The following is a 12,704-nucleotide window of genomic DNA, read 5'->3' as shown; positions in this document are numbered from 1 at the left end:
TTAGGAGGACACAATCAATGAGTAATTTAATAGATTTAACAAAGAAAATCGAACAATGGGCAGAGGACAGAAACCTGCATACAGCAGACCCAATCAAACAATACGACAAGCCGGTAGAAGAGTTCGGCGAGTTGATGAAAGGTATCAACAAACAGGACATGGACATGATTAAAGATAGTATCGGCGACATATATGTAGTTATGGTCATTTTGAGTGTTCAGACAGGTAACTCAATATTAGGATTATTAAAAAATAGTACGGTCGATACGTTAAGACCTAAGCACAGCACATTCATGTACATATCTGTCATGGACGATTTAGCGAGAGAGCTCAACAAAGGTTATTACATCTTATCGGAAATTTACGAATTGAAAAAACAACTTGCTAAAACTTGTGGCGAGTATTACCTCGATTTCACTGGTTGCGTAGTGCTTGCCTATGACGAGATTAAAGACCGTAAAGGCAAAATGATAGATGGCAAATTCGTAAAGGAGGCTGACCTGTAATGTCAATATTCACAATAGTAGTTAATGCTTTACTTTTAGTAGCTATATTTTGGCTGATATACAGAGAGGCTCGAGACAGATATAAAAACAACAGACGAGTGAACGTGCACATAGATGAAACAAATCAAGTGGCATTTATTGCACCTAGACCGAAAGCAAGTGACAGAGATATAGATTTAATAACTAACGAGCTAAGAGGCTTATACAAAACAGTCCTAGTATTTGAAAACGATGTGAGCCTAAGAGGATTAAAAAGAGGAGGCAAATAATGGGGCGTTACACAATTAAAGAGCTAGAGGACAATTTCCAACTAGCAAGGCATTACACAATGAAAGTAAGAGAACGTAAGAGGTTGAAAGCATTACAAATACGACTAGGCCTCAGCACTGAGGACATGAGCCTAATTGAGCAAGTTATTAAAGATGACAGCGAAATCGTACCAAATGACTTTGCTGACCATGAACACATAGATATAAACGATTAGAGAGGAGCACAACAGCCATGCACGAGTTAGACAATATAGAGCCATTAGAAACGCTAAAATACGATGGCAAAATGACATACGCACAAGCGACAAGCAGGCTATCAAGCTATTGGCGTAACACTGAGAAGAGCTGGAGCGAATTATTGCAAAAGCTCTCAGTGACTACTAGAACACAGGAAACTATCGCAGAATACAACACAATGAAAAAGGCTGAGCAATCAGAAATTAAAGACGTGGGAGGTTTCGTCGGAGGATATCTCAAAGAGGGCAAACGCCGTAAAGGTTACGTGATGAACCGTTCAATGTTGACCTTAGACATTGACTTTGCTGACGAGAACATGGACGAAATCATCGAAATGTTTTTCGGTTATGCCTACGCTGTGTATTCAACACATAAGCATAGAGCTACTACGCCACGCACGCGCTTTGTTGTCCCACTTAAAAGACACGTCAACGGCGACGAGTATGAGGCTGTAGCACGTAAGGTTGCAGAGTCAATCGGTATTGATTACTTTGACGATACGACCTATCAGCCACACAGACTCATGTACTGGCCAAGTACCGGCGCCGACGCTGAGTATTTGTTCACGTATCAGGACGCACCTTTTATTGACCCTGACGCCGTGCCGGCTGAGTACAAAGACTGGAAAGACCCTCTTGAGTGGCCTTATTCAGAACGAGAAACAGCAAGCTACAAACGCTTAGCTGATAAGCAAGGCGACCCACACAATAAACCTGGTATCGTTGGCGCTTTCTGTAGAGCCTACGACATACACGACGTAATAGAGCATTACTTATCTGACGTTTATGAGCAGTACGACGACACACGCTACACGTATGTAGGAGGTTCAACAGCCGGTGGCCTAGTAATCTATGAAAATGGCAAATTTGCATATTCCCACCATGGTACAGACCCAGCAGGGGGCGAGCTATGCAACAGCTTTGATTTGTTACGTGTACACAAGTTCGGCATACAGGACGAAGAGACGCCCGAAGATACACCTATTAATCGCCTACCATCTTACATTTCAATGCAGAAACTCGCACAGAACGACGGCGAAGTTAAAATAAATATGATGATGGAAACATACGAGGCTGAGGACGATTTCAGCGACTACATCGACAAAGCTGAACGTGACGAGCGTCGTGAGCGCTACAAATGGGCGACACAGCTCGACGTGGATAAACAAGGTAATGTGTTGGCCACAACGCCTAATATCGGTTTAATCCTACGCCATGATGACAGGCTGGCAGGCAAGATTGCCTATGACGAATTTAACAATCGCTTGAGCATATTAGGCTCGACGCCGTGGCGCAAGGAAGAAACAACAAGCTACTGGCGTGACGCTGATGACGCAGGCCTGCGCATATACTTAGAGCAAGAGCACGGTATCTACAATAGAAGTAAAACAGATGACGCTGTGAACGAAATTGCTACAGAGAACAAGTTCCACCCTGTCAGAGATTACCTTGACGGGCTAGAGTGGGACGGTGTCGAAAGATTAGACACATTATTCATCGACTATTTAGGTGTGGAAGATACAGAGCTCAACAGAGCTGTGACGAGAAAAGCCTTTACGGCTGGTGTTGCACGTATTTATCAGCCTGGCATTAAGTTCGACTACATGACGACGCTATACGGTGGTCAAGGTCAGTACAAATCAACAGTATTGCGCAAAATGGGTGGCGCATGGTTCAGTGAGTCACTTACAAGCGTGACAGGCAAGGAGGCCTATGAGGCATTGCAAGGCACTTGGCTCATTGAAATGGCTGAGCTGGCTGCCACTAAAAAAGCAGAGGTTGAGGCGATTAAACACTTTATAAGTAAACAGGTCGACTCATTCCGTGTGGCGTACGGCCGACATGCTGAGGACTTCCCTCGTCAATGTGTATTCTTCGGAACAACGAACAAAATTGATTTCTTACGTGATGAAACGGGAGGGCGTCGTTTTTGGGCGTTAGCCGTAGATAAGCGCAACGCTAGCAAGAACATTAATGAGCTAGATGACCCGAGCACTCACTAAGCAGTTATGGGCAGAGGCGAAACAACGCTACAATGACGGCGAAAAGCTGTACTTACCTAGTCACTTAGAGGACAGAATGGGCGAGCGTCAGGCCGTTCATACCGAAGAAAGTGTCTATCAAGGTATCGTTGAAGAGTTCATCGACACGCCTATTCCTTACACACAGGACTACAGCCGGCGTGACTTAGACCTAGACACGAAACGTGCTTATATTCAGTCAGGCAATCCTGATGTATTACCTCAAGAGCCAGCAGGTTATGAGTACAGAGACCGTATTTGTGTATCTGAGGTGTGGTGTGAATGTTTAGGCAAAGACAAAGGTAATTTCCCTAGAATGATACAAACGGAATTGAAATCAGTGCTAAAAAGTTTAAAAGGTTGGGAACCTTATACGGGAAATAATCGAGGCAGATTAAAATTTGGCATAGGATATGGAGCTCAAAAAGCGTTTTCAAGGGTCGAAAATGATTAAATTGTCAGACTTCTTGCGTTGCCCATGCGTTGCCCTGCTTTTTGGAGCTGGGACACGGGGCAAGCCCTTGAGTCTGTAAGCCTGGGAGGCTATCGTTGCCCTGGTTCCATAAAAACGGCCATCTTCTCAAAAACCATTCACAGGCAATTTTCTGCGTTGCCCTACTTCTGGGACACGCAAGAAAACCTGCGTTGCCCTGGTTCCGCTCGGTTGCCCTAAAATTTTAAGCAGGGCAACGGCCTCAGCCCTTATATGTCAAGGGATTGAGTCCTATCGTTGCCCTGGTTCCATAAAAACTCCCATTGAGCTAAAGAATAGAGTATAGGGAATATAGAGAGTGTAATAATATACCCTGTACTCCCTAACACGTATTTTTATAAGTTTGGCGAAAAAATTTAGAGATTTTTGGGCAACGCAAGGGTTGAGCCTTACGGGCAGTAAGCGTGAGGGCAGTTGCCATGTAAAATTACATTAAAAATGGGTGTAAAACTACATTTTAGCAAGGAAATGATGAAAAAATGAGAGAAAGCAAAATCGAAGAATATCTCAAAAATGAAGTTGGGAAATATTCAGGGTTATGTCTGAAATTTACTTCATCTGTTTCAGGTGTTCCTGACAGGATTGTGATACTTCCTGAAAATAGAATTTATTTTGTTGAGTTGAAACAGGAAAAAGGTCGGCTCTCAAAATTACAAAAATACATGCACAGACAATTTGAGAAAAGGGGCGTACCTGTTTACGTTCCTTACTCAAAAAATGATGTCGATAAATTTATAAATGAGGTGGTCAAGAATGGCAATTGATTTTAAGCCATATGACTATCAGGCTTATGCGATAGATAAAATCATAGATAACAAAAGATATGGTCTCTTTTTAGATATGGGACTCGGCAAAACAGTCTCAACGCTCACAGCAATTGAGCAACTCAAATATGATTACCTTGATGTAGACAAAGTGCTGGTCATAGCTCCTAAGCGTGTAGCAGAGGACACATGGGCACAAGAAGTTGATAAATGGACGCACTTAACCCATTTAGATGTTTCGCTTGTGCTGGGCACACCTAAGCAACGAGAGCAGTGCACTCGAAAAGGACGCAGACATATACGTTACGAACAAAGAAAACACGAAATGGATATGTGAAAGATTTAAAAAAGATTGGCCGTTCGATATGGTCGTAATTGACGAGCTATCCACTTTCAAGAACTCAGACAGCCAACGCTTTAAGATACTTAAAAAGAAATGGCCATTGTTTGAAAGGTTCGTAGGACTTACAGGAACGCCTGACACCTAAAAATATTATGGACTTATGGGCTCAGATATATTTGATTGATGGAGGCGAGCGTTTAGGAAAGTTCAAAACTCATTTTAGACAAAGATATTTTTACCCAACGCATAAGGTTGCTGAGCACACATTCAACTGGGAGCTGAAAGACGGTGCGAAAGATGAAATCTACAAAATGATTAGCGATGTAACTGTCAGCATGGAAAGTAAGGACTATTTGAAAATGCCTGAACGTGTCGACACAGTCAAAGAGGCTAAGCTAAGTAAAAAAGAAAGAGCCTTATATGACGAGCTAGAGCAGAATATGGTCATAGAGAACGACATAGACGACGATAAAGACATAGTGGCGTTAAACTCAGCCGGCTTGAGTAATAAGTTGTTACAGATGTCTAATGGTGCCGTTTATGCTGATGATGGCTCTATTACTCACATACATGATAAGAAACTAGAGTTATTAGACGAGATAATCGAAGAGTCACAAGGCCAGCCAATACTTGTTATGTATAACTACAAACATGATAAGGAGCGATTATTGGAACGCTACGACTTTGCTGAGACCTTAGACAGTGACAACTATATGGAGCGCTGGAACAATGGCGAAATACAAATGCTTATCACGCACCCGGCAAGTGCAGGGCATGGACTCAATTTACAGTATGGAGGTTCAATCATGGTTTGGTTTGGCCTAACTTGGAACCTTGAATATTATGAGCAGGCCAATGCTCGACTGTACAGACAAGGGCAAAAGAAAACGACTGTCATTCATCATCTACTTACTGAGAACAGCATTGACCAAAAAGTCTATGAGTCACTCAAAAATAAGAAACTTGGTCAGAATGAACTTATGAACGCAGTAAAAGCACGTTTACTTTAATTCTGAGGCCTCTCAGCCTCCACACATTGAACATAAATACAAAATAGGATAATTACCCTACAAATAGATTAAAAGCTAAAATAAGGCGTTTAAATTAGTTTATACGCTACGGAGGTTAAAACATGAAAATATATCAAAAGTTACTTGAGATTTTAATATACACAGTTTTTACAGCAATTATTCTAGGAACAGCACTGATAATACTAGGGTTGTTGCTTGTAGGAATACAAAACATTTACACATTCTTATTCTAGGAGGCCAAATCATGCAAGAGTTGAAAAAGGTTGATTATGCAAAATTAGAGGACTATATTGAAAATTTAGACAGATACAGAGAAGAGTTGAAGTTCAGAGAATATGAGCTCATGAGTAATCATGAACCCGACAACCCTGAGGGTGGCAAAGCAAATTTTGTTAACAACCCAATTGAGCAACAGGTCATTAAATGTAACCAAGACGCACAATATAGACGCTTGCGGGACGTTGTGAAAGGTACTGAAAAATACTTAAATCAATGTGACGATGAAACAATAGAGATATTTAGGCTCAAGTTTTGGGACAAGCCTTTTGATTGCAACACTTGGAACGCTATTGCTGATAGATACTACATAAGCCACTCAGGCATGAGACGATTTAAAACAGCACAGCTTGAAAAATTAGCAAAATTTATCGGCTATGTTTAAATTTGGTTTTTATACCTGTAGAAAACCAGGAATTTAGGGGTTATTATGGTAATGTGTTCAAAAAAGATGAACACTAGCAGTGATTACGGATAATCTTGGCTTGTTTATTCGACTTCTTCTAATTTTATGTTGCGACACAGACCTAATTTTTCTTTTATTACATTCTTATTTACTCCTTTAAGTCGGCTGAGAGCACCTCAGTCGGCTATTTTTATACAAAAATTTAACAAGTTATTAACGTGAAAGAGGTGGTATTTGGCATGGCACGTCAAACATTATACGAAAAACTAGATATTAAAGATAAACTCGGATTAGTTGAGGGCTGGAAAAGAGACGGCCTTACAGATGAGCAGATTGCTCACAATTTAGGTGTATCTAAGCACTCACTTATCAAGTGGAAAAAAGAGAAACCCGACTTTTCAGACGCCATAAAAAAAGGTAAAGAGGTTTCTGACTATGAGCTAGAGAACGCTCTACACAAGAGAGCAACAGGTTATTATTACAAAGAGGAAACAGTGACAAATAAAGGCGATGTAGTCGAGATAGAGAAGTACGAACACGCAAACCCTACCAGCTTAATATTCGCACTGAAAAACAGGCTACCAGCTAAATATAGAGATAAGGTTGAGCAAGAAGTTACTCAGCGTAATATTGATTTGAATATCGGAACTTACGACGATGACGACGGCGACAATTAATCTTAACTTTCCTAAGCCGACAAAAGTGTTTAACAGAAATATTTTCAATATCCTAACAGATTACAGCCATTTCACAGAGGTGCATTATGGTGGTGGTTCGTCAGGCAAGTCACACGGCGTAGTTCAGAAAGTCGTGCTCAAAGCCTTACAGGATTGGAAATATCCACGCAAGATACTATGGCTCAGGAAAGTCGGAGCAACGATTGCAGACAGTTTATTCCAGGACGTGAAAGGTTGCCTAGTTGATTTTGCAATATGGGACTTTTGCGAGTGGAACAAAACAGACAATCGAGTTACATTGCCTAATGGGGCTGTGTTCCTGTTCAAGGGCATGGATAATAGCGAGAAAATCAAATCAATTAAAGGTATCAGTGATGTAGTAATGGAAGAGGCCTCAGAGTTTCACTTGAATGACTACACACAGCTCACTTTAAGGCTGAGAGAGAAGAAACATTTAAATAAACAAATATTCTTGATGTTCAACCCTGTGAGCAAGCTCAATTGGGTATATAAATATTTCTTTACAGGCGAGCCTCACAAGAACACGCTCATACAGCAATCAAGCTACAAAGATAATAAGTTTCTTGATGAAATGACTCGTCAGAACTTGGAGGACTTGGCCAGCAGGAACCCAGCCTATTACAAAATATATGCGCTGGGCGAATTTGCTACGCTTGATAAGCTGGTTTTCCCTAAACATACTGAAAGGCTCATAAACCCTGACGAGGTCAAGCACCTACCGTCATACTTCGGCTTAGACTTTGGTTACATAAACGACCCTAGTGCTTTGATACACGTCAAAATAGACACTAAAAACAAACAGCTATATATCATTGATGAATACGTCAAGACAGGCATGTTAAATGATGAAATAGCAAATGTAATCAAGCGACTAGGCTATGCAAAAGAGCGCATAACAGCAGACAGTGCTGAGAAAAAATCTATTGCAGAGATAAAGCGTAAAGGCATTGAACGTATTAAGCCGGCAATGAAAGGCGCTGACAGTATAATGTCAGGCATACAGTTTATAAGCCAATTCGACATTATAGTCGACGAGCGCTGTACTAAGACGATTGAAGAGCTTAACAACTACACTTGGAAAAAAGACAAGAACACAGATGAATATTACAACGAACCAGTTGATACATACAATCACAGCATTGACGCCCTACGCTACAGCGTTGAAGAGCTCATGCTCAAAGACAAGCAAGGCAAAAAAGACGCTAAGCGGCTACGACGCATTAAAAGCTATTTTTAGGAGGTGCGGCATTTGGGCTCACACTATCATGTAACTAATAAACACCAGTATAATTTGAAATTTGGCAGAGAGGCAAACAGAGACATTCTTGCTAACTCGCCCGAAGAGCTAGAGAACATTGACGTGCTTAATAGCATTGTCAGTGAGCACAAGAACAATCAGGTGCCACGCTTGCGGGTGCTAGAGGATTACTTCCTAAGCCAAAATACAGGCATACTTGAGGGACAGCGCAGAAAAGACGCAGAGAAAGCTGACCATCGTGCAGTTCATAACTTTGCTAAATACATATCGCAGTTTATTGTTGGGTACCTGACAGGCAATCCGATAACGTTCACTCATAAAGATGAAGAAACGCAACAGGCAATCTATGACCTGAACGACCAAAACGACGGCGACGCTGTGAACAGTGATGTCGCATTAGACTTGAGCATATATGGCCGTGCATATGAGATTGTGTTCAGAGACGAATACGGACTCGACAGGTTCATGACCTTAGACCCTAAGAGCACATTTGTCGTATACAATCATGACATTGATAAGAAAGTCATTGCGGGCGTTCGATACTACGACACAGTAGACAAAGACAGCGTTAAGACAAATCACATTGATGTGTACACAGATACGCATATTCATCACTATGTAATCAAGGACGGCGCAACTCAGACAGTTGAGAGCTACCGAGCACTTTTATAATGATGTGCCAATCGTTGAGTATCTGAACAATAAATTTAAGCAGGGCGACTTTGAGAACGTGCTCAGCTTGATTGACTTGTACGACTCAGCACAGTCAGACACAGCAAACTACATGAGCGACACAAATGACGCAATGCTGGCACTAATTGGCAACGCTGAACTTGACGGCGAGGACGCTAAGGCGTTCAAAGACGCTAACATGATACATATTAGACCTGAAATCAATGCAAACGGTGGCGAGGGCAAAGCTGACGCTAAGTACATATACAAGCAGTATGATGTGCGGGGCTCAGAGGCCTACAAGACTAGATTGCAAGATGACATTCACAAGTTCACGAATACACCTGACATGAACGACGAGAAATTCTCAGGCCGGCAGTCAGGCGAGTCAATGAAATACAAGCTGTTTGGCTTAGAGCAATCAAGAGCCACTAAAGAGCGACTGTTCAAAAAAGGCTTAATGAAACGCTACAAGTTGCTACTCAACAACAAGAACATTGAGGGCACTAAGGCACATGACCATGAAGTAATTGACATAGCGTTCACGCCTAACTTACCGAAGTCAATGAAAGACAATGTGGAAATGGTCAACATGCTTGCTGGTACCGTATCAGAGAAAACTCGACTTGGCCTCTTAGACTTTATCGACGACCCTAGCGCAGAGCTAGAGAAGATACAAGAAGAAGAGGACGAACAAATCGACAGAGCTGACAAGCGTGAGTATAGTTTCGAGCCTGCGGCAAACGATGACGACCCACTGAAAGAGTGATAAGCTATGACAGAAAGCAAAAAATATTGGCGTGAGAGAGCAGAGCGAATAATGGCCATTGAGGCCAAAAAAGATGACGAGGTCATCGAAGAAGTGCGCAAGATTACCGGCTCGACAATGAGCCATTTAGCCAATGAGATATACAGCTTTTATGCTAAGTATGCAAATGCTGAGGGTATATCAGTCGACGAGGCTAAGAAGAAAATTCAAAAGACTGATATAAGAGAGTTTGAGGACAGAGTCGCTCAGTACGTTAAGAACAAAGATTTTAGCGAGAAAGCCAACGCAGAGCTGAGACAATACAACACTAAAATGTATGTAAGCCGAGAGCGTATGCTCATGCAACAGCTATCAGTTATCATGGCCAATGGCACAGCTCTCACAGAGGTTGAGCTTGAGAAATACCTGACTGAGTCAGTAGACAGAGAAGTCGAAAGGCAATCAGGTATCTTAGGCCAATCAGTGAGGGTAAAGCCAAACCATGTCAGAGCGATTGTAAATGCTGATTTCTACGGGCAATCATGGAGCGAGAGACTTTGGGGCAACATGGACGAGACACGCAAGCAGGTGCTCAAGACAGTGCAGAACTCATTGCTAAGGGGTCGACACCCTAACGAGTTTGTTCCTGAACTTAAAAAGAAAATGGGCGTATCTACCTCAGACGCTAAGAGATTGCTTATCACTGAAACGTCAAGAGTTCAATCAGAGGCTCAAAAGCTACACTATCAAGCTACGATGGACGAGGACTCAGAAATCGAGTTTGTGGCTAAGCTAGATGAGAGAACCTCAGACGAGTGCGGGCACCACAACGGCGACAGAATAAAAGTAAAAGACATTGTGGTCGGTGTGAACGTTCCACCTCTACACGCTCATTGCAGGTCGACAACGATACCGGCTAAGACAAACTGGCGTGACGAGTTTTTCAAAGAACGTGAGGGACGCTATAACCTTGATGACTTCGAGCTCATAGACGATGAGGACGAAGAGGACGACGTTATCGACTTGGGCATGGATTGGGACGACGAGGACGACGAGCCTGACGAGCACAAGTTCAATGACAACCTATCAGACGCATTAGGCGAAGAGCAAACAGCAGAGCTTAAACGCAAGCTCGATATTAATATGAACGCTGACGGGGCTCAAGAGTATCGCAAAATATGGAACCACTTCGCAGATGATATGGTTATCGAGCGACCTAATGGACGCAAAGGTGCTCACTTCAACCCGATGAGTGAAAAAGTTGTAATGAGTACGGACAACCTAGCTGAGCGTGATGTAATCGGTATAGGCAACAGTAAGCGTGAGGGCGATGACAACTACAGCACAGTGGTGCATGAGTTCTCACATATGATTGACCACGCAGTTATCAGAGACCTGAAAGGCTCTAAGAACATGTTGAGTGGTGCTTTCTCAGCAGACCCTACCAACTATGAGGCAGATGAAAAAGGGGACGTTGAGACGCTAGCAGAGGTAATCAAAAAAGAGCTAGACGCTAAAGCTAAAGCAGAGCTCAAAGTGCTTAAAGACGCACACAAGAACGGCGACACTGAGACATGGAACCATGCTTATAAGCCACGTTTAAATAATGGCCGTACAGTCATGGTCAGAAAGCTCAGAGAACAGTATCATGTAGGACATTCAAGTGGTTTGTCAGACATGATTGAGGCAGCGACAAATGGCATATTCAATATTGAGTATGGTCATGGTAAATCTTACTGGAAGAAACACCCAGCATTTAAAACACCTCTACAAGCGAACCTCGAGGCCTTTGCAGAAATGTCAGAGGCGTTTATGGACGAAAACAAGAGGGAAATATATGAAAAAGAATTACCTAAATCGTATGCTCTTTATATTCAAATGATTAAAACAATTGTTGAAAGGTTGGGGCTGTAAATGGAAGAGTTAGAACAGGCAAAAAAAGATTACGAGGATAAGTTCGGCGAACAGCCTCCTATGATGTTTTTAAGAGGCATGAGCCCGAGCAGAGCAAGTCAGCGCTATTAATGAGCGCATAGAAGATGGCAAAGACTTCGGCGAGCACGCCAATGAGGAGGACGAGCTATCATGAACGGACAAGGCATAGGCTATTTGAAACTGATAGCACAGAGCCTACATGGTATTCACAAAGAGCTTATCAAGCTAAACAACACGCACCCAGCCAACAGAGCTGAGGGTAAAGCAGAGAAACCAAAAAGCACAAAAGAGTTAGACCCTAAAGACTTTATATAAGCTACTTCCCTATTGCTGGGAGGTGGCTTTTTATTATGCCCAAAACGTGCTGACGGCGTAAAAAGCATGTATGGAAATCAGAGCCGACGGGCTATAAATGGAGGTAACAACATGACTGAAAAATTAAGATTAAACTTACAGCACTTCGCTGAGCAAGGCGACAATCCTGAGGGCGAACCTGACGCAGATAGCAAAACAGACGAAAACCCTGAGGGCAAGGACGACCGAGCAAGGCGAAAAGACGTTCACACAAGAAGAGGTTGACCAAATTCTTAAAGACCGTGTGGCACGTGAGAAGAAAAAAGCTGACGAGAAAGCTAAAGAGGCTGAGAAGTTGGCGAAAATGAACAAAGACCAAAAGGCTGAATATGAGCGAGAGCAAATGCAAAAAGAGCTGGACGCTTACAAGGCTAAAGAGGCACGCAACGAAATGAAACAGACAGCTAAGGACATGCTCAAGGAAAAAGACATTGGAGCAGATGACGACTTGCTAGAGATTGTTACAGCTGACACAGCTGACCAAACAAGCGAGAACGTTAAGGCTTTTACAGATGTACTTAACAAAATGGTTAAAGAGCAGGTTCAAGCTAAGCTGACACAAGGCACGCCTAAGAGCTTTCAAGCTACAGGCTCAATGAGTCGTGAGGATATCATGGGTATTAAAGACGACTCACAGCGACAAAGAGCAATCGCTCAAAACAGACATTTATTCTAAACAAATTATCGGAGGTTT

At 42.5% G+C, this 12,704-nt stretch carries 11 protein-coding genes and 3 pseudogenes; all 14 read left to right on the top strand.

Features of this window, described 5'->3' with window-relative positions; genetic code table 11:
• Positions 1-17 precede the first annotated feature (17 nt).
• A complete protein-coding gene (locus ABLV95_RS10580) occupies positions 18-506 on the top strand; it encodes a MazG-like family protein (protein ID WP_460875618.1) in 489 nt (162 codons plus the stop codon).
• Positions 506-775 (top strand): hypothetical protein, encoded by a 270-nt coding sequence (locus tag ABLV95_RS10575; protein WP_460875616.1) that lies wholly within the window; start codon positions 506-508, stop codon positions 773-775. The genes ABLV95_RS10580 and ABLV95_RS10575 overlap by 1 nt, the downstream gene beginning before the upstream one ends.
• On the top strand, positions 775-990 hold the full coding sequence (locus ABLV95_RS10570) for a hypothetical protein (RefSeq protein ID WP_460875615.1): 216 nt from the start codon (positions 775-777) through the stop codon (positions 988-990). Before ABLV95_RS10575 ends, ABLV95_RS10570 begins: the two co-directional genes overlap by 1 nt.
• Before the next feature lie 17 nt (positions 991-1,007).
• Positions 1,008-3,486 (top strand): annotated as a pseudogene (locus ABLV95_RS10565) (VapE domain-containing protein).
• 518 nt (positions 3,487-4,004) lie between these two features.
• Entirely contained in the window at positions 4,005-4,289 is a 285-nt protein-coding gene (locus tag ABLV95_RS10560; RefSeq protein ID WP_358246572.1) for a VRR-NUC domain-containing protein, read from the top strand.
• A pseudogene (locus ABLV95_RS10555) lies at positions 4,279-5,642 on the top strand (SNF2-related protein). Before ABLV95_RS10560 ends, ABLV95_RS10555 begins: the two are co-directional and overlap by 11 nt.
• Positions 5,643-5,907: 265 nt before the next feature.
• Positions 5,908-6,324, top strand: a complete 417-nt coding sequence (locus ABLV95_RS10550) for a transcriptional regulator (RefSeq protein ID WP_460875613.1) — start codon at positions 5,908-5,910, stop codon at positions 6,322-6,324.
• Between the two features lie 260 nt (positions 6,325-6,584).
• Positions 6,585-7,022, top strand: coding sequence for a helix-turn-helix domain-containing protein (locus ABLV95_RS10545; protein ID WP_460875611.1), 438 nt, complete (start codon positions 6,585-6,587; stop codon positions 7,020-7,022).
• Positions 7,003-8,280 carry a PBSX family phage terminase large subunit gene (locus ABLV95_RS10540; RefSeq protein WP_460875609.1) on the top strand — a complete coding sequence of 426 codons (1,278 nt, stop codon included), beginning with the start codon at positions 7,003-7,005 and terminating at the stop codon, positions 8,278-8,280. Before ABLV95_RS10545 ends, ABLV95_RS10540 begins: the two co-directional genes overlap by 20 nt.
• 12 nt (positions 8,281-8,292) lie before the next feature.
• Positions 8,293-9,742, top strand: a pseudogene (locus tag ABLV95_RS10535) (phage portal protein).
• A gap of 6 nt (positions 9,743-9,748) precedes the next feature.
• Positions 9,749-11,635, top strand: coding sequence for a minor capsid protein (locus ABLV95_RS10530; protein ID WP_460875607.1), 1,887 nt, complete (start codon positions 9,749-9,751; stop codon positions 11,633-11,635).
• 171 nt (positions 11,636-11,806) lie between these two features.
• Entirely contained in the window at positions 11,807-11,971 is a 165-nt protein-coding gene (locus tag ABLV95_RS10525) for a hypothetical protein (RefSeq protein ID WP_423164899.1), read from the top strand.
• Between the two features lie 111 nt (positions 11,972-12,082).
• A complete protein-coding gene (locus ABLV95_RS10520; protein ID WP_460875604.1) occupies positions 12,083-12,235 on the top strand; it encodes a hypothetical protein in 153 nt (50 codons plus the stop codon).
• A 19-nt stretch (positions 12,236-12,254) separates the two neighbouring features.
• Positions 12,255-12,686: a DUF4355 domain-containing protein gene (locus ABLV95_RS10515; protein WP_460875602.1), complete on the top strand. Its 432-nt coding sequence runs from the start codon at positions 12,255-12,257 to the stop codon at positions 12,684-12,686.
• Positions 12,687-12,704: the final 18 nt, after the last annotated feature.

This window comes from Staphylococcus sp. Mo2-1 (assembly GCF_046721385.1).
In the GTDB taxonomy this organism is placed as follows: Bacteria; Bacillota; Bacilli; order Staphylococcales; family Staphylococcaceae; genus Staphylococcus; species Staphylococcus equorum_A.
This window is presented reverse-complemented; position numbering and strand designations above follow the sequence as displayed.